Annotated in this window: 21 protein-coding genes; all 21 read right to left on the reverse strand. The window is 43.2% G+C overall.

Going from position 1 to position 18,286, the window contains the following annotated elements; genetic code table 11:
* Window positions 1-431 precede the first annotated feature (431 nt).
* The 21 genes from phoU to Q1X33_RS00865 all read right to left on the reverse strand — a co-directional run bounded on the left by phoU (window position 432) and on the right by Q1X33_RS00865 (window position 18,266).
* Window positions 432-1,109 (reverse strand): phosphate signaling complex protein PhoU, encoded by a 678-nt coding sequence (gene phoU, locus Q1X33_RS00765; RefSeq protein WP_005225785.1) that lies wholly within the window; start codon window positions 1,107-1,109, stop codon window positions 432-434.
* Between the two features lie 11 nt (window positions 1,110-1,120).
* Window positions 1,121-1,879: a phosphate ABC transporter ATP-binding protein PstB gene (gene pstB / locus Q1X33_RS00770; protein ID WP_005225784.1), complete on the reverse strand. Its 759-nt coding sequence runs from the start codon at window positions 1,877-1,879 to the stop codon at window positions 1,121-1,123.
* A 31-nt stretch (window positions 1,880-1,910) separates the two neighbouring features.
* Window positions 1,911-2,717 carry a phosphate ABC transporter ATP-binding protein PstB gene (gene pstB / locus Q1X33_RS00775; protein WP_005225783.1) on the reverse strand — a complete coding sequence of 269 codons (807 nt, stop codon included), beginning with the start codon at window positions 2,715-2,717 and terminating at the stop codon, window positions 1,911-1,913.
* 13 nt (window positions 2,718-2,730) lie between these two features.
* The gene (pstA, locus tag Q1X33_RS00780; protein WP_005225782.1) at window positions 2,731-3,615 is read right to left on the reverse strand and encodes a phosphate ABC transporter permease PstA; all 885 of its coding nucleotides are present in this window, start codon (window positions 3,613-3,615) and stop codon (window positions 2,731-2,733) included.
* The gene (gene pstC, locus Q1X33_RS00785; protein WP_005225781.1) at window positions 3,615-4,535 is read right to left on the reverse strand and encodes a phosphate ABC transporter permease subunit PstC; all 921 of its coding nucleotides are present in this window, start codon (window positions 4,533-4,535) and stop codon (window positions 3,615-3,617) included. The genes pstA and pstC overlap by 1 nt, the downstream gene beginning before the upstream one ends.
* A 97-nt stretch (window positions 4,536-4,632) precedes the next feature.
* The gene (locus Q1X33_RS00790; RefSeq protein ID WP_034868500.1) at window positions 4,633-5,487 is read right to left on the reverse strand and encodes a phosphate ABC transporter substrate-binding protein PstS; all 855 of its coding nucleotides are present in this window, start codon (window positions 5,485-5,487) and stop codon (window positions 4,633-4,635) included.
* 400 nt (window positions 5,488-5,887) lie between these two features.
* Window positions 5,888-6,619: an alpha/beta hydrolase gene (locus Q1X33_RS00795; RefSeq protein ID WP_171805158.1), complete on the reverse strand. Its 732-nt coding sequence runs from the start codon at window positions 6,617-6,619 to the stop codon at window positions 5,888-5,890.
* A gap of 95 nt (window positions 6,620-6,714) precedes the next feature.
* Window positions 6,715-8,388: a DNA repair protein RecN gene (gene recN / locus Q1X33_RS00800; protein ID WP_005225778.1), complete on the reverse strand. Its 1,674-nt coding sequence runs from the start codon at window positions 8,386-8,388 to the stop codon at window positions 6,715-6,717.
* A 15-nt stretch (window positions 8,389-8,403) separates the two neighbouring features.
* Window positions 8,404-8,853, reverse strand: a complete 450-nt coding sequence (argR, locus tag Q1X33_RS00805; RefSeq protein WP_005225777.1) for an arginine repressor — start codon at window positions 8,851-8,853, stop codon at window positions 8,404-8,406.
* Window positions 8,854-8,950: 97 nt separating this feature from the next.
* Complete coding sequence (locus Q1X33_RS00810) at window positions 8,951-9,772, reverse strand: TlyA family RNA methyltransferase (protein WP_005225776.1); 822 nt, start codon at window positions 9,770-9,772, stop codon at window positions 8,951-8,953.
* A complete protein-coding gene (locus tag Q1X33_RS00815; RefSeq protein ID WP_301969456.1) occupies window positions 9,769-10,665 on the reverse strand; it encodes a polyprenyl synthetase family protein in 897 nt (298 codons plus the stop codon). Before Q1X33_RS00815 ends, Q1X33_RS00810 begins: the two co-directional genes overlap by 4 nt.
* The gene (locus tag Q1X33_RS00820) at window positions 10,662-10,883 is read right to left on the reverse strand and encodes an exodeoxyribonuclease VII small subunit (RefSeq protein WP_005225774.1); all 222 of its coding nucleotides are present in this window, start codon (window positions 10,881-10,883) and stop codon (window positions 10,662-10,664) included. Before Q1X33_RS00820 ends, Q1X33_RS00815 begins: the two co-directional genes overlap by 4 nt.
* Complete coding sequence (gene xseA, locus Q1X33_RS00825; RefSeq protein ID WP_005225773.1) at window positions 10,864-12,216, reverse strand: exodeoxyribonuclease VII large subunit; 1,353 nt, start codon at window positions 12,214-12,216, stop codon at window positions 10,864-10,866. Before xseA ends, Q1X33_RS00820 begins: the two co-directional genes overlap by 20 nt.
* Window positions 12,217-13,068: a bifunctional methylenetetrahydrofolate dehydrogenase/methenyltetrahydrofolate cyclohydrolase gene (locus tag Q1X33_RS00830; RefSeq protein WP_005225772.1), complete on the reverse strand. Its 852-nt coding sequence runs from the start codon at window positions 13,066-13,068 to the stop codon at window positions 12,217-12,219. It abuts the gene before it with no gap.
* A gap of 293 nt (window positions 13,069-13,361) precedes the next feature.
* Window positions 13,362-13,826: a transcription antitermination factor NusB gene (gene nusB, locus Q1X33_RS00835; protein ID WP_005225771.1), complete on the reverse strand. Its 465-nt coding sequence runs from the start codon at window positions 13,824-13,826 to the stop codon at window positions 13,362-13,364.
* Window positions 13,819-14,244, reverse strand: coding sequence for an Asp23/Gls24 family envelope stress response protein (locus tag Q1X33_RS00840; RefSeq protein WP_005225770.1), 426 nt, complete (start codon window positions 14,242-14,244; stop codon window positions 13,819-13,821). Before Q1X33_RS00840 ends, nusB begins: the two co-directional genes overlap by 8 nt.
* Before the next feature lie 209 nt (window positions 14,245-14,453).
* The gene (locus Q1X33_RS00845; protein ID WP_005225769.1) at window positions 14,454-15,518 is read right to left on the reverse strand and encodes a Xaa-Pro peptidase family protein; all 1,065 of its coding nucleotides are present in this window, start codon (window positions 15,516-15,518) and stop codon (window positions 14,454-14,456) included.
* Window positions 15,519-15,736: 218 nt separating this feature from the next.
* On the reverse strand, window positions 15,737-15,976 hold the full coding sequence (locus tag Q1X33_RS00850) for a GlsB/YeaQ/YmgE family stress response membrane protein (protein ID WP_005225767.1): 240 nt from the start codon (window positions 15,974-15,976) through the stop codon (window positions 15,737-15,739).
* Window positions 15,977-16,050: 74 nt separating this feature from the next.
* Window positions 16,051-16,416 (reverse strand): DUF956 family protein, encoded by a 366-nt coding sequence (locus tag Q1X33_RS00855; RefSeq protein WP_005225766.1) that lies wholly within the window; start codon window positions 16,414-16,416, stop codon window positions 16,051-16,053.
* 114 nt (window positions 16,417-16,530) lie between these two features.
* Window positions 16,531-17,442: a PTS system mannose/fructose/sorbose family transporter subunit IID gene (locus tag Q1X33_RS00860; protein ID WP_005225765.1), complete on the reverse strand. Its 912-nt coding sequence runs from the start codon at window positions 17,440-17,442 to the stop codon at window positions 16,531-16,533.
* Window positions 17,443-17,462: 20 nt separating this feature from the next.
* Window positions 17,463-18,266 carry a PTS mannose/fructose/sorbose transporter subunit IIC gene (locus Q1X33_RS00865; protein WP_005225764.1) on the reverse strand — a complete coding sequence of 268 codons (804 nt, stop codon included), beginning with the start codon at window positions 18,264-18,266 and terminating at the stop codon, window positions 17,463-17,465.
* Window positions 18,267-18,286 lie beyond the last annotated feature (20 nt).

The following is an 18,286-nucleotide window of genomic DNA, read 5'->3' on the forward strand; positions in this document are numbered from 1 at the left end:
GTTTTTCTCAATCTGCAGATTGGCAAGCAAAACCGACACTTTTTCTTCATTACACTAGGCTCAAAACGATCTTCCTATTATTAACAGTACCACGAAAAACCAATAGAAACAAAAGTTTCAGCTAGTAGAACTCTTGAGGAATAGGTCTGCTAGAGTAAATGAGCGATTGCTCCTTTCACTGCAGGTCGGCGACGAAAAGAATAGACGGCTCAACTAGTAAATTTCAGGGACGATAGAATCGATTTCCATTGGCCATCTTTATGGAGGAGCCATTTTCTATTCTGCCTATCCTGTTCACGTCATCGATTGAAGCGATTCTTCCAAATCAAAAAGACCGCCGAGAGAAGTTACTCCTTAAAGGACAACTGCTTTCGACGGTCCGTCCCATCTCTTTTAAAAGAGATACATGATCAAGAACCCAAGCTGGTTTCTTAAATCATTTCCGTACGGTTTGTATTCAATTCACTGATTTTCCCAGTAGCAAGATACACGATCCATTCACAAATATTCGTTACGTAGTCACCGATTCGTTCCAAGTATTGAGCAACGGATAAATAATCGGTCCCACTGACAACTGTTTCTGGATTTTCTTTCATACTCTCGATCGTTTTGTAATAAATGTCTTTGTAATATTCATTGACCCGATCGTCCATTTGAGCGATCATGCGGGCATCATCTTGATCGGTTTTTACATACGCCACTAAGACATTATCAACCATTTTTTTGACGTAATCCGACATATCTGAGATTTCTTTTTCGATTTCGGCGATCCGCGTTTCGCCTTTGACCCGAATCGTTGACTTCGCAATGGATACCGCATGGTCCCCCATCCGCTCCAAGTCAGAGCTGGCTTTCATTACAGTAATGATCATTCGTAGATCGGTCGTTACTGGTTGTTGCAAAGCAATCATCTCAAAGCTCTTTTTTTCTAAACGAACTTCCATATTGTTGATCGCCAAATCATTTTCAATTACTTCCTGCGCAATTTCTTTGTCATGTCTGACATATGCTCGCACAGATTTATGAATGGCACTGCTGACTAGCATCCCCATTTCATAAAATTGATTGTGTAAATTTAATAATTCTTCTTCAAATTGTGTACGCAACATCCCTTTTCCTCCTAACCAAATCTTCCTGAGATATAATCTTCTGTTTCTTTTTTGCTTGGACTTAGGAACACTTTTTTCGTGTCATTGAACTCGATCAAGTTGCCGTCCAAAAAGAACGCGGTTTTATCTGAGATTCTTGAAGCTTGTGACATGTTGTGAGTCACGATGATCATGGTGTAGCGTTCTTTCAGTGCTAGAAGGGTATTCTCGATTTTCCCTGATGAAATGGGGTCTAACGCACTGGTTGGTTCATCCAGCAAAATGATTTCTGGATCGACAGCCAATACCCGAGCGATACAAACCCGCTGCTGTTGTCCACCTGATAAAGAAAGCGCACTTTGGTGAAGTTTGTCTTTGACATCTTCCCAGACAGAAGCTGCTTTCAGGCTTTCTTCTACCGTCTTATCAAGAATCTCCTTGTCCGTGACTCCTTTTAATTTTAACCCATAAATCACATTTTCGTAAATTGAAAAGGGAAAAGGATTCGGTTGTTGAAAAACCATCCCGATTTCTTTGCGCAAATCAACGATGTCTTGCTTTGGACTATAAATGTCTTTCCCTTTATAGACAACACTTCCTGTAATTGTCACACCAGGGATCAAATCATTCATTCGATTAAGAGAACGCAAGTAGGTCGATTTCCCACATCCTGAAGGTCCGATCATTGCAGTGATCTCGCCTTTTTTGATGGAAAGGTCGATTCCTTTTAATGCTTCTTTTTTTCCGTAGTATAAATGCAGATCTTTCGATGTAATAATTTCTTCTGCCATTGTTTTGCCTCCGTTTACTGATCGAATCGGCTCAGCCAAAATGACCGGATACGTAATCTTCTGTTGCTTTAATTTTTGGACGAGTAAATATCTTACGGGTCTCATCGTACTCGATCGCATTTCCTAAGTAGAAAAAGGCAGTATAATCGCTGATCCGAGCAGCTTGCTGCATATTATGGGTCACGATGATGATTGAATAGTCGTTTTTCAAGTTGATAAGAGTTTCTTCCACTGTCCCTGTTGAGATTGGATCAAGGGCACTAGCTGGTTCATCTAGAAGCAAAATATCTGGTTTCATCGCAATTGCTCGAGCGATACACAGACGTTGCTGCTGTCCACCGGACAATGCCAAAGCACTTTTGTCTAAGCTGTCCTTTACTTGATCCCAAAGTGCGGCTTGTTTCAAGCTGGTTTCGACTGCTTCATCCAATTTCTTTTTGTTTCTTTCTCCATGACGTCGCAAAGCAAAGGCGATGTTGTCATAGATCGATTTACTGAAAGGGTTTGGTCGTTGGAAAACCATGCCGATACGCTTGCGCATTTCGAAGACATCGACTTCTTTTGTATTGACGTCGACTCCTTTATACATGATGTTTCCTGTGACTCTCGTGTTTGCGATCCCGTCATTCATTCGATTCAAAGAACGCAGATACGTTGATTTACCGCAACCGGAAGGTCCGATCAATGCGGTGATTTTATTTTTTTCAAATTGTAGATCAATGCCTTTGATGGCTTCATTTGATCCATACCATACATGCAAGTCAGTGGTATAAAGCGCCACATCTTCTGGTTTATCGAAGGTAATGATATTTCGATCGTCCCAATTGTAATCGTTCATACTGTCATTCTCCTTATGCTGACGTCATTTTCTTGTACAACCGTTTGCCAGCTGCACGGGCGCCAAAGTTAAATAGCAAGACGGCAATGATCAATACCGCCGAAGCCCCGGCTGAAACTTGAGCGCCATCAGGCATCGTACCTTCTGTATTGATTTTCCAAATATGGACTGCCAGCGTCTCCGCTTGTCGGAAAAGACCGATCGGGCTGGAAACACTCAATGGATTCCAGTTTGTAAAATCAAGGGCCGGTGCACTTTGTCCTGCAGTGTAGATCAGCGCTGCCGCTTCACCAAAAATCCGACCAGAACTTAGAATGACCCCAGTCAAAATCCCTGGTGTTGCTTCTGGAACAATAATGCGTGTGACAGTTTCCCAACGGGATAAGCCTAAAGACAAGCCCGCTTCACGCTGCGTATAATGAATCGCTTGTAGAGATTCTTCCACATTTCTAGTCAATAGTGGCAAATTGAAGAAAGTCAATGCCAAGGCACCTGAAATGATCGAAAAGCCATAACCAAACTGGATAACAAAGACCAAGAAACCAAAAAGACCGACAACCACAGAAGGCAGTGAACTCAAGATTTCGATCGATGTCCGAATGATATCCGTCAACCAGTTTTTCTTCGCATATTCTGATAAGTAGATCCCCGCTCCTAAAGAAATCGGAAAACTAATGATCATTGTCACTAAAAGCAAGTATAGGGAATTGAACAATTGGATGCCGATCCCGCCACCTTCTTGATACGCTTTTGAAGAAGAAGTCAGAAACTCCCAATTGATATGGGGAATACCACGTACCAAAATGTACAATAGTAAGGAAGCCAAAATCAAAACAATGACTCCAGCAACAGCATACAAGACGCCGGTAGCAATTTTATCTGAACGTTTTGCATTCATTATTTCAATGCTCCTTTCTTCCCAATAAAGCGAATGACAATGTTAAATAGTAAGGACATCAATAAGAGAATCAAGGCTAATGACCATAGAACGTTGTTTTGGACTGTTCCCATGATCGTATTCCCAATACCCATGGTTAAGATCGATGTCAATGTTGATGCAGGTGTCACTAAGCTCGTCGGCATCAATGCCGCATTACCGATAACCATTTGGATCGCCAATGCTTCCCCAAATGCGCGAGCCATTCCGAAAACAACTGCCGTTAAAATCCCAGGGACAGCTGCTCGTAAAACAACTTTATAGATCGTTTGCCAGCGTGTTGCACCTAAAGCTAAGGATGCCTCACGGTAGTGCCGAGGGACTGCCCGTAACGCATCGACAGTCATCGTAGTCACTGTCGGCAAAATCATGATAAATAGGACAAAGGTCCCCGCCAAGATCCCAAACCCTGTACCGCCAAAAACAGAACGGACTGCTGGTACAATGACAGACAAACCGATAAAACCATAAACTACAGAAGGAATACCGACTAATAGTTCGATGACGGGCTGCAAAATCTTCTCTCCGTTACGAGGGGAGATCTCCACCATAAAGACTGCTGCACCGATCGCAAATGGTGTTGCGACGATCGCTGATAGGAAGGTTACGAAGAACGAACCAAGGATCATCGGTAAAGCACCTACTAATGGTTGGCCATCAGGACCAACAGCACTTGGATTCCATTGCGTACCAAACAAAAAGTCGAAAACATTGACTTTGTCTACAAAGAATGTCGCTAATCCACGGCTAGCAACGAAATAAAAAATGGAGATCACAACCAATACAATCAACGCAATACATAGAAAGCTAACCAGCTTTCCTCTTTGTTCCATTCTTGCGCGCTTGGATTTTTTTGTTAACACTTCTTTTACATTTTCCACGAGGGTTCCTCCTCAAAAATCAAACTAAACTCATAACCATTAGTTTATCGGTTCAACATCAATTTCTGTTAAAGCTTGTGTAAATTTTGTGTAAAGATTACTCGACGATGTTGCCTTCCCAATCTCTTTCCACCTGCATGATGGAAATTGGAATATAACCCAGATCCCCAACGATATGCTCTTGTACTTCATCAGAAAGCATATATTCGAGAAATTCAGCGGTCAATCCCGTTGGTTCTCCTTTTGTATACATATGCTCGTAAGCCCAAACTTTCCAATCATTGGTCGTTACATTTTCAATTGTTGGTTGAACCCCATCGATCGAAAGGACGTTGACTTCATCTGTCACATAAGAAAATGCAACATAACTGATGGCCCCTGGTGTATCTGAAACGATCGAACGGACCATCCCACTAGAATCTTGCTCTTGGGAAGGAATCGCTGTTTCGCCATCCATGATCCATTTTTCAAACGTACTTCTCGTGCCGCTTCCAGTCGCCCGATTCAACAAAACGATGGGCAGATCATTTCCGCCAACGTCACGCCAATTTGTAATATTTCCTAAGAAGATATTTTTTAAGTCCTCTGTTGAAATATCCGTGATCCCAACGCCTTTGTTGACGATCGGTGTGATACCCACCGTTGCCACTCGGTGGTCAACGAGTGCATCCGCATCGATCCCTGGCTTTTCTTCTGCAAACAAATCAGAATTCCCAATATCGACTGCGCCTGCTTGGACTTGACTTAACCCAGTGCCGCTCCCGCCTCCTTGGACATTGATAAATCGCCCAGGATTTGAGTTTTGAAATTCTTCCGCAACGGTTTCTACGAGTGGCTGCAAGGCAGAAGACCCGACTGCTGTGATCGATTCTCCTCGATCTGCCCAGCTTGCACATCCTGAGAGTAAAATAACCAATCCGATGATAGGACTTAGAAGTTTTAATTTTTTCATCATAACGCTCCTTGTACTTTCGAAAGTCATTGATTGTAAAAATCAATTATTTTCATTTTACCATTAGTTGAAATCAATGAAAATTATTATTTGCTTTTTTTTCTTAAGCTGAGTCTGCCCCTTTATTTAAAACGCTTTTTTTCTTTTACAAAATAACTATTTTGTAAATAAAATGACAAGATTTCTTAATTAAATTACGTGCATCCAGAAGGTATGCTGTGCTATACTGTGAGAGGAAACGTATTTTAAAAAGAACATAATTATTAATCTTGCTTCCCCAATCAAGTACAATATGTTGTTATGTTCAGCGTTTTCACGATTTCATCAACATTTCCCCAAAATGTCTGTTGAATCGAAACGGCAGAAAGAAGCATTCCTATGCATCTTCTGCCGTCTTTTTTTATTCTAATTCACTTAACCATGCCGCCATCTGCTCAATGATGGCTTCTTGCTGTGCTTCATTTGGTAGATCCGCTGCTGCTTCTCCTTTTTGTAACCCATAGGTACCAAAGCCAGCATGATTGCCGCCTTCGATCGTTTCAAACGTCGTAGTTTCTGGAAGGAGGCTGCGGGCAGCTTGCCAATTTTCTTGATTCACTACTTGGTCTTGACTGCCTGAGAGTGACAACACAGCAATCGATTGATCAGCTAAGGATCCTTTTTCATCTGGGTAACTAGCAAAGAAAAAGACGCCTTTTAACTCGTTGTCGTTTTCAGCCAACTGATTCGCTGCAAAACGGCTTGCCATGACGCCACCTAATGAATGACCGCCAATGACATAGGAGCTATGGGGAATTTCTTCCAAGACCTCTTCTGCACGATTGCCTGCTAAAACAGCCATGTTAAAGGGCATTTTAACGATCGCGACAGGATAGCCTTTTTCCGCTAAACCTGCTGCCCATACACTATAGCTTTCGGCATCGACAAGCGCACCAGGATAGAAAATAACCAAAGGCTTTTCTTCATCTCCAGCAAAATAGAGGACATTTCCCTCATCATCTGCCTCTTTCGCAGCTGTAACTGCAGCATCCACTGCTGGGTAATGCAGTTGTTGCCAACCGACCCAACCGGCAATAATTAAAATAACAACGGTGATCAATACACCGATCAAGACTTTTGTTCTTTTTCTCATCATGTCCTCCTGCAAAAAAGAAGATCAGGAAAGGATGGCAGACGAAACTTGCGGGTCCATCATCTCCTGAATCTTTTTATAAGTGTTTCCAATTTTTATCGGTGAGCCAGCGCCAATAGTTCTCGTGCATGTTCAATTGTTAAATCGGTGATTTCTGCACCTGAGAGCATACGGGCGATCTCAGCCACTCGTTCTTCTTCTGATAATTTACGGACATGGGTTTCTGTCCGACCTTCTTGAATTGCTTTTTCGATAAAATATTGATTGTCCGCCACAGCCGCTACTTGCGGCAAGTGGGTGATACACAAGACTTGCGAATTCGCAGCGATCTTGGCGATTTTTTCGGCGATCGCCTGAGCTACTCGGCCACTGACCCCAGTATCCACCTCATCAAAGACAATACTAGTGATTCCTTGCTTGCGGGAGAAAATCGATTTAAGCGCTAATAAGATCCGAGAAAGCTCTCCTCCAGAAGCAACTCGCACTAACGGTTTCATGCCTTCACCGGGGTTGGTGGTCAAATAAAACTCCACGGTATCAAAGCCGCTGCTGCTTAATTGTTTTGAGCCAGATGCAAACCGTACTTCAAATTGCGCGTGCTCCATATACAGCTCTTTTAACTCTTGAACGATTTCTTTTTCTAAACGATGAGCCAATTCACGTCGTTTGACGTGCAAGGCTTCCGCCAGCTGCCAAACTGCTTCAGCTTTTTGGGCAAGCTCTTCTTCTAATTGCTCCAACTGACCTTCCGTATAGGCTGATTCGCTGATTTCTTTACTGATCTCATCATAATAAGCAAGAATCACAGGAATTGACTCCCCGTATTTGCGCTTCAATTGACGAATCGTTTCCAGCCGTGAAATGACTTCTTCCAGTCGGCCTTCATCTAATTCAAGGTTGTCGACTTGCCGCGAAATATCAGTGGCTGCATCTTGTAGCAGGTAGTACGCACTTTGGATCGCTTCACTGATTTTTTCGTACGCAGGATCAAGATGGGCGATCGACTGGATCTCTGATAATGCCACACTGACTCCATCTAGGCTATTTACTTCTTCGGCGGATAGAGCGCCATAGCTTTGCCCTAGAGCATCCACGATTTTTTGATAATTGGTCAGTTTTTCTCGTTCATCGATCAGCTGCTCTTCTTCATTTTCCATCAATTCCGCTTGGGCGATCTCTTCTTGTTGAAAACGCAGCATGTCCATTCGCTGCACATAGAGCTGTTCATTTTCTTGAATGGTCCGCACATGTTTTTCTAAGGAGCGATAGGCTTGATAGGCTTGACGGTAATTTGCAAGTTCCGCTTTAAAGGCATCATCTCCAAAACCATCCATCAACGCCAAATGTTTTTCTGGCTGCAGCAGCTCTTGATGCTCATTTTGTCCTTGGATATCAACTAAAAACAAGCCGATTTGGCGCAAAACCGACAAGGTAACAGTTCGACCATTAACACGACAAATAGTTTTACCCGATTGAGAGATATCCCGTTGTACGATCAGAACTTCCTCTTCATCAATACCCAGATCTGCGGTCAGCTCTTTGAACTCCTGCTGATTCGGCCATTCAAAAATCCCTTCCAAACGGCATTTTTCTGCGCCTTGACGCAAATAGTCACTGGATCCTCTGCCACCTGCTAGTAAGCCCATCGCATCGATAATGATTGATTTCCCAGCACCTGTTTCACCTGTTAGAGCCGTCATCCCCTCATGAAAAGACAGGTGCAGGTTGGAGATAATCGCAAAATTTTGGATCGACAATTCTAAAAGCATCCCTTGCCTCCTCTTTTATACGTAACGTTGGAAATCCTTGAATAGGTTCTCGGTATCTGCTTCTGTTCTAGTGATCATCAAGACGTTGTCATCATCGTTTAGCGTGCCAAATAACTCTTTGGCATAACGCTTATCGATCAAATTCGCCAAAGCCGAAGCATTGCCAGGCAGTGTGCGCAGGATCACAAATTTGTCCATTCGATCGACAGAAACAAACGCCGTTTTTAGGATTTTATCTAGTTTACCACTCACGTCTTCCGTTGTCTCTTGTGGAATACTATAGCGATAGCCGCCTTTTTGGGAAGGAACTTTCACTAACTTCAATTCCTTGATATCCCTTGATATGGTTGCTTGTGTGACTGAGACGCCGCGATCTTTTAACAACTCGACAAAATCTTCTTGTTTCTGAATATCTTGTTCACTTAACAATCGTGTAATCAAGCGATGCCGTTCTTTTTTTCTCATCTCTTGTTCCTCCTGAATGAATTCCTACTAATTTTATCCTATTTTGCGCAAGAAAGAAAGAGAGCCGACAAGTAAAATGTCCACTCTCTTCCATTCTTTATTTTGGTTGATGAAAGGTCTCATGTGCTGATGCAACAACTTTCGGGATATCGATCCCTGCTGCGGTGCCTTCTTGCAGGCTTTTCTTTAAATGTACGATAAACTCGATATTCCCTTCGCCACCAGTGATTGGTGAAAAACTTAGGTTTAATACATCGAATTTTGTTTTCTTAGCGAATGCCAGTACTTCCTCCAACACTCGTTCATGGGTTTTGGGGTCACGAACGATCCCATTTTTTCCGACCGCTTCTTTGCCCGCTTCAAATTGTGGTTTGATCAGCGCCATCACTTCGCCATCCGCTACCAAAATATCGTAAAGGGGAGGTAAGATCAGTTTAAGTGAAATAAAAGAAACATCGATCGTAGCGGCTTCAGGAAGACCATCCAGAAAGTCTGTTGGTTTTGCATAACGGAAGTTGACCCGTTCCATTACGATCACTCGCTCATCTTGCCGCAGCTTCCATGCTAACTGATTGTAACCGACATCCAGTGCATAGCTTTTTTTGGCGCCATTTTGCAGCGCCGCATCAGTAAAGCCACCGGTGGAAGCGCCGATATCTAACATGATTTTATCGGTTACGTCAAAATCAAAAACTTTGAGTGCTTTTTCTAACTTGAGACCACCACGAGAAACATAAGGCAGCTTCTTCCCTTTGATCTGCAGCAGTGTATCTGCGGCAATTTTTTCTCCAGGCTTATCTAGGCGCTCATTGTTTTTTTCTTTGTACACCAATCCAGCCATCACTCCTCGTTTGGCTTGCTCGCGGGTCTCAAAGAGGCCTTGCTGGACAGCTAAAACATCTACTCGTTCTTTCTTCATGCGTTCCCTCGAATCTCAAATCGTTCCACAAATGCCAATAAAACATCCTGCGTAAATTGACCGTATTGGCTTAATTGTGCCAGAATTTCTTTGGCTTTGCCCAATTCTTCAGTCAAAGCTTGCTGCGCGCCTGCTAAGCCAAGTAAAGCAGGATAGGTAATTTTCGCCAACTCGTCATCTCGGCGAACAACTTTGCCTAGCTCTTCGGTCGTACTAGTGGCATCTAACAGATCGTCGCGAATTTGAAAGGCTAACCCAATATGCTGGGCAAAGCGATCCAATTCATGCAGAACCTCTTCCGTCTGGTCGGCTAAGACACCACCAGCAATCACCGCAAAGCGGATCAATTCTCCAGTCTTTCGTTCATGGATCGACATGAGCTCCTCAAGACGAAGGGCTTGGTTCTCCCCTTGAATATCAGCTGCTTGGCCGGCGACCATCCCTTGTGTGCCCGCTGCTTTACTCAACTGCTGCAGCAGCAAGACTTTTTGATTGGCTTCGATTTCCGCCATAGCGACTAATTGAAACGCAGCCGTCAAAAGACCATCTCCAGCTAAAATCGCTAAAGCTTCACCAAAAACCTTATGGTTGGTGGGTTTGCCTCGACGCAGATCATCGTTGTCCATTGCTGGCAGATCATCATGGATCAGCGAATACGTATGCACCATTTCTAGGGCTGCTGCACACTGGTACACCGCGGTATTGATGGGTTTGTGAAAAGCGGCGACTGTTGCTGCCAATAAAAGCGGGCGAATGCGTTTGCCGCCAGCTTGGATCGAATACTGCATGCTTTCAAATAGTCGTCGATCAGAGGTGTGTTCTTTGACAAAACGTTCCATAACTTCTTCGATCAATGGGGCGTGTTCTTTCGTAAATTCCTTCAAAGCACTCATTGGCTTTCCTCTTCAAAGGGGACTTCTTCATTGGATTCAGTCATCATTTTTGTTAAGGATTTTTCCGCTTTACTCAAGGTGTCCTTGCATTGCTTGCTCAAAACCATGCCTTTTTGAAAAGCATCTAACGCTTCTTCCAATGGAACATCGCCTTGTTCCAAACGGGTTACGATTTGTTCTAATTCTTGTAATGATTCTTCAAATGTTGGATTTGCCATGATTAACTCCTTCTGTACTAATAACTTCGACCAGTGCTTGGCCATCTTGGTAATGGATCATCAGCTGGTCTTCTGGCTCGATCGCATCAATCGATTTGATCACCTGCTCATTTTTCGTGGTATAGCTGTAGCCGCGTCCCATGATTTTTAGTGGGCTTAGCAAATCAAGGGATTGGACTGCATTTGCAAATTGATTTTCTTTTGCCGCATAAATATCTTTCATGGCTTTCGTTAAGCGTTGAGAAAGATAGCTGACCTCTTGATTGCTGGCTTGTAATCGCGCTTTTGGTTGTTGTTGGGCCAACCGTGAAATCAATTGCTGTGCCTGGCGATCCTTGTCATAAAGCAAGGTTTGCAAGCCTTGCTGCATCCGCTGCTGCAACTGATCGAGTTTGATCGACTGTGCCTCATACAAGCGCTCTGGTTGTCGAAAAACATACGATCCAATCACTCGCTGATAGCGTTCTTGTTTGTACTGGATCTGGTGCATAAATGCTTGCTCTAATCGGGCTTGTCTTTCTTCGATCCGCAAAATCTCCTCCGACAGCACTGGCACCGCTAATTCGGCAGCGGCGGTCGGAGTTGCCGCACGCACATCCGCCACTAAATCGGCAATCGTCGTATCGGTTTCATGCCCCACTGAAGAAATAATGGGGGTTTTTGCATCAAAAATGGCTCTTGCCACTCGTTCTTCATTGAAAGGCCAGAGGTCCTCGATCGATCCACCCCCACGTCCGATGATCATAGTATCAAAGGTCCCATCGGCTTCGACTCGTTGGATATTTTTCACCACATCATCCGCAGCTTTATTGCCTTGTACCACGGTTGGATACAAAACGATCTGAGCAATGGGGTAACGCCGCTGTGTCGTCGTGATGATATCTCTGATCACCGCCCCACTAGGACTGGTCAAAACTGCGATGCGTTTCGGGTATTTCGGCAAGGACTGCTTCGGTGCAGAAAATAAACCTTCTGCTGCCAATTTCTGCTTTAATTGTTCATAGGCTTGATAAAGAGCGCCGACACCGTCTGGTTCCATATGATCGATCACCATCTGGTAATTTCCGCTTGCCTCATACAGAGTGATACGCCCAACCGCCATGACTTTCATGCCCTCTTCTGGTTGAAAGCGCAACTTGTCAAAAGCGCCTTTGAACATGACGGTCGAAATTTTTGCACCATCATCCTTCAAACTAAAGTATTGGTGATTGGGGCGACGACGAAAATTGGAGATCTCCCCCGTCAAATAAACCCGCTCTAGATACGGATCGACGTCAAACTTACGCTTGATATATTTTGTTAATGCGGTTACCGTTAAATATTCTTGCGCCATTTAGTTTTTCATTGTCTCCTTTGCTGCCTCGATCGTTTGGGCCATCAACATCGTGATCGTCATTGGACCTACACCTCTAGGTACCGGTGTGATATAGCTAGCGATCGGTTCGACTTCATCAAATTTCACATCGCCGATCAACTTGCCGTTGGCATCACGATTCATCCCAACATCAATCACCACAGCCCCTTCTTTTACGAAGTCTTTTGTGACAAAATGACCGCGGCCGATCGCCACGACTAAAATGTCCGCTTGTTTTGCCAACTCGGGCAGATTTTTGGTTTTTGAATGAGCAATAGTCACGGTGGCATTTGCCCCCAAGAGCAAGTGCGCCATTGGTTTTCCGACAATGTTGCTGCGACCGATCACTAAGGCATTTTTCCCTTCCAATTCGATCCCATACGCAGCAAACATTTTCATAATGCCATAAGGGGTACAAGGAATTCGGTCAGGTACACCTGCGAATAATTTTCCTAAATTGATTGGATGAAAGCCGTCGACATCTTTTTCTGGTTTGATGGCTAACAGTACTTTTTCTTCATTGATATGTTTTGGCAAAGGAAGTTGAACCAAAATTCCATGAAAGGCATCATCGTTATTGAACTGTTCGATTTCTGCTAATAATTCTGCCTCAGTAATGGATTCAGGGTAGCGGGCAACACGGGAATTGATACCGATTTTCGCCGCAGCTAGTTCTTTATTTTTCACATAAGTCTGACTCGCTTTGTCTTCTCCAACAAGCAAAACAACTAATCCCGGTGTCACACCCTGCTCTTTTAGTGTTGCTGCCTCTGAAAGAAACGCTGCTTGCATTTTTTCAGCCAATTCTTTTCCATTGATTAATGTACCCATTCTGACAACTCCTCCAACCTGATTATACGGACTTATTTTGTAAAAAGAAACGCACCAATCGTTTGTCGATATGCTTCTTCATGTTTTCTATCATAGCATTTTCTGAAAAGAAAAACACCGTCTAAGGCTCCCTTTTTTCGGAAAAAACGAGGGTAAACCGACAAAGTGCGTGCAAAAAAACCGAACGATCAAGCAGGACCGTCAAAACAAGGCGGTTGCTCATAAATCGTTCGGTTTCTGACTCGATCGAAAAAAAGCTGATCTCTTTTGATCGATCGTGTTAGGGCTGAAAATTACTCACTTACTTGGTTGGTTTTTGTTTCTAGCTCTTGATTGACTGTTGATAAAATACCGTTGACAAACTTTCTGGACTGATCGTCACTAAAGGTTTTCGCTAATTCGATCGCTTCATTCAAAGCCACACGATTCGGCACATTATCCACATAGATCATTTCATACAAAGCAATTCGTAAAATCGTCACGTCCATTTTTGATAAACGCTGGATTTTCCAACCAGATTTTAAATGACTTTGAATGACTTCATCCAGGGCTTCTTTGTAATGACAGACACCTGCCACTAACTGATCTAAATAAACAGGCACAAAATGCTCTTGTTCTTCATCGATCAATTCATGGTGTTCCAACTCGATGGCATGCATGATGGCATCTTGTTTCGTTAAATCTTTATTAAAGTCTAGTGGAAATAAAGCTTGTAACGCCATTTTCCGTATTTCATGCCGTGATAATTCTTTACTCATTTTCTTCCTCGTCGTTTCCAAATAATTCTTCGATGTCTGGTAAATCTACTTTTTCTGGCACGACTGCCACAACATGAACATTTACTTCAGCCAGTTGCACATCTGTCATAAATAAGACTTGCTGTTTGACCCGTTCTTGGATCTCCATTGCCACTTTAGGCACTGACATCCCATAAGTGATATAGCAATAGATGTCCACTTTGATCCCTGTTTCATCGATCGTTAAGTAGACCCCTTTGCCATGAGCTGCGCGACCTAATAATTCAGTGACACTGTTTGCCAGTGTTCCTCGCATCCCATAGACACCTTCCACTTTAGAAGCAGCGATCCCAATAATGATCTCGATCACTTCTGGTGCGATGACGATCTCGCCTAATTCAGGACTTGCATTTAATACAAGGTTTTTATCTTCATTCATACGTTTTTGCCTCCATTCTAAACAGCTGTACCGTATTGTTTGTAAAAAAACCGCTCGTTTTTTCCGTTTGAAGCAAACCAACGCTTGATTCAATCAATAACATCCATGGCACAGTGTTTCTTCTCGCTCTAAGTTTATCATTTTCTGCACTGAGAATCTATAATAACCCACTATTCTCAATGAATTTTCTGAAAAACAAGGTCGATGAATCAGAGAATGATCAATTCTTTCGGTGAATGTGTCAACACTTTATTACCAGTTTCGGTGATCAAAAGATCATCTTCGATACGAACGCCGCCAATTCCTGGAAGATAGATCCCTGGTTCATCTGTAATGACGTTTCCGACAACAAATGCTTTATCAGCGCGGAAGGATACATTTGGTCCTTCGTGGATCTCTAAACCAATCCCATGACCTGTTGAATGACCAAAGGCATCTCCGTAGCCAAAGGAAGCAATGTGATCCCGAGCGATCGCATCTAGTTCAATTCCGGTCATTCCAGGTTTTGCTGCGGCCAAGACTTTTTCTTGCGCTTCAAGTACGATTTGATAGATTTCCTTCAATTTATCGCCAGGATCTCCTACTGCAAAGGTTCTAGTCATATCAGACACATAGCCTTGATAGTAACAGCCAAAGTCTAACGTGATCAGATCGCCTTGTTCGATCACTTTTTCACTGGCAACCCCATGGGGCATTGCTGAACGCAGACCACTAGCAACGATCGTTTCAAAAGATACGCTTGTGGCACCTAATGAACGCATAAAGAAATCTAACTGATTCGCCACTTCGATTTCTGTCATTCCTGGGCGGACCATTTTCAAAATATGTTCGAATCCTTGATCAGCGATATGGCAGGCTTGTTGGATCAATGCGATCTCTTCCTCATCTTTGACTTCCCGCAAAGCCTCGATCATACCCGATACAGGGGCAAGGGATGATTCCTCGATCAAGTCTTCTAAGACGGAGTATTCGGCAAAGCTGACGAAACTTTCTTCAAAAGCTAAGACATTGATTTCTTCCTTTTGGCAGATGGTTGCAACTTCTTCAAAAATCGGTCCGCTATTTTTTACGATCTCAAATCCTTGAGCTTGGGCAGCTGCTTGCTCTGTATAGCGGAAATCTGTTACAAAAAAAGCTTTGTCCAACGTAATGACTGCTAAACCAGTTGTCCCAGTAAAGTTTGTCAAGTAACGCAAATTGTATGGGCTGGTGATCAAGAACCCATCAATCGAATCTTTTCTCATTGCTTCACGTAATTTTTCAACTCTTAACATGTATCGTTCCCTACTTTCTTGTTCTATACGATAGTATTATAACAAACTTCCAGAAAAAGCGGAAAGCAAGCGAAAAGTTTTCTAAAAAATCAAGCAATATGAATAAACGATAGAGTACTTTAAAAAGATTGCCGTGTGATCTTTCGTTGTTCTCTTCTAAATGATGGCTTCCGTGCACAAAAAAAAGCAATTCAATCAATGAATTGCTTTTTTGATAATTATCTTTTACGTCCCAAAAAGAACGATACGACTGCCACGAAAATGACCGCGCCGATAATCGCAGGCACGATAGCCATTCCTGCTACTTGCGGTCCCCAAGTGCCAAAAAGGCCTTGACCAATCGATGCGCCTACAAGTCCCGCAACGATATCAAAAATACAACCGCGTTTTTCGCCTGCAATGGCACCACCGATTGAACCGATGACCGCTCCTACGATCAATGTCCATAAAAAGTGCATACTAACCCCTCCTAAACTTTCTTATAAAAAGGGTACCATATTGAGAATCAATTGGAAAAATATATGCTCTCTTGTTATTTTCTGCGAGTGAAGGCTCGTTTCAATACATCAAAAAAGCCTAATGAGTGCACCATATGGTCTGGATCGACGTATTCACGAATCGCTCGCAAGACTTTTTTTGGTTCTTTTGAGGAGAAGGTATACGTGCCATTCTTTTTGGTGCGGATCGCATAGCGTGGTATCCAACGGCCTTTGAACATGACCGAAGCGATCACATAGTCGACATCTTCCCATGGGATCTGAATAAACTTGCGTTTGTCACGGTCATTGTAAAACTCAAAGGCTTTATCGCCGATCATGATTTTGCCGTACTCATTGATCCCTAAAAAAGACGTAGCATCGATCGTCAAATCCACTTTTGTATTAAGAGATTGTACCATTTGCGCTTACTCCATTCTATATCGTCTTATTATCTTATTATACGTGTTTGCAGCAGGTTTGGCGAATAAATAAAAAGGTACTTGGGTTGCCCCAAGCACCTTTCATTGAAAAGATTATAACAATCCGATCAAGTGTCCACCGATACCGACTAAGAATAGACCGATAATAATGATGATTGGAGAAACTTTTTTCTTCAATAACCACATACATAATAAAGTAAGCAATAGTGCAGCTAGACCAGGAATCAATTGATCCAAGTTGTTTTGCAATGTTGTTACTTTTGTATCAGTCAACGCACGGCCTTCAGCAACTTGTTGGAAGGCTTGTTGCAAACCAGCAGAGCCAGAAGGCAAGTTCGCCCAATCGACATAAGCACCTTCATCAAGCGGTACGCTTGAGACAACTGGCGCAAATGAGATCGATACCCAACGCTGAACGAGTGACCCTAATACGAACATCCCTAAAATTGAAGCACCTTTCGTTACATCTTGCAACAATCCGCCTGAAAGGTCATCAGTGATTTTTGAACCAGCACGATAGCCGAATTCTTGTGTGTACCACATAAATGCCCAACGGATGATGTTCCATGCAACGAAGAAGATGATTGGACCTAAGATGTTTCCAGCTAAAGCAAGAGAAGCACCTAGAGCACCTAACATCGGACGTACAGTAAACCAGAACACAGGGTCACCGACACCGGCTAAAGGACCCATCATCCCAACTTTTACCCCTTGGATCGCTACGTCATCAACAGGCGCGCCATTGGCACGTTCTTCTTCTAAGGCTAATGTTACCCCTAAGATTGGCGATGCGATATATGGGTGAGTGTTAAAGAATTCTAAGTGACGCTTCAATGCAGCGGCACGGTCTTCTTTTGTTTTGTATAATTTTTTGATTGCTGGAATCATTGAGAATGCCCAACCACCATTTTGCATACGTTCATAGTTCCATGAACCTTGAATGAAGGTAGAGCGCCATGCTACGGCTAAACGATCTTTTTTATTTAATTGAATTTTTTCTGCCATTTTTTTCTCCTCCTTCGATTCTAATAGTCATTCAAGATATCGCCTAGAGGGTCGCCAGTGTTGCTGCCGCCGCCTCCATTTGATGATCCGCCCATTTTAGTTAGGTTCAAGTAGATCAATGCGATTGCTACTGCCAAAGCACCGATAGCGATCAATGTCAATTGAGAAATAGCTGCGATAACGAAACCGATAATGAAGAATGGCCATACTTCACGAGTTGCCATCATGTTGATAACCATTGCATAACCAACGGCAACGACCATACCACCACCGATAGCCATACCATCAGTTAACCATGCAGGCATTGATTCTAAGAAGTTTTGAACAGTTGCAGCAGGAATTGCCAACAATGCAGCTGCAGGAATCGCAATACGAACCCCTTGCATACATACAGCGATCACATGCCACATTTCGATTTTACGAATGTTGCCTTCTTCAGCAGCAGCATCCATAAAGTGAACGATTGGCACAGCTAATGTACGAACGATCATTGTCAAGAACAAACCAGCAACAGCTAGAGGGATCGCAACGGCAATCGCTGTATCAACACCAGCAGTTCCTTGTCCACCTAAAACTAAAATAATTGCAGATGCAACAGACGCCAATGCAGCATCAGGTGCAACAGCGGCACCGATATTTGCCCATCCAAGTGCGATCATTTGTAATGATCCGCCCAAAATGATACATGCTTCCAAATTACCGGTCACTAAACCGATCAAAGTACACGCGACTAGCGGTTGATGGAATTGGAATTCATCCAAGATTCCTTCCATACCAGCTAAAAAGGCAACGAGTACTACTAATACCATAGATATAATAGTCATGATAGACCTCCTATTTAGTT

This window comes from Enterococcus sp. B2E4, assembly GCF_030499455.1.
Taxonomy (GTDB): Bacteria; Bacillota; Bacilli; order Lactobacillales; family Enterococcaceae; genus Enterococcus_D; species Enterococcus_D casseliflavus.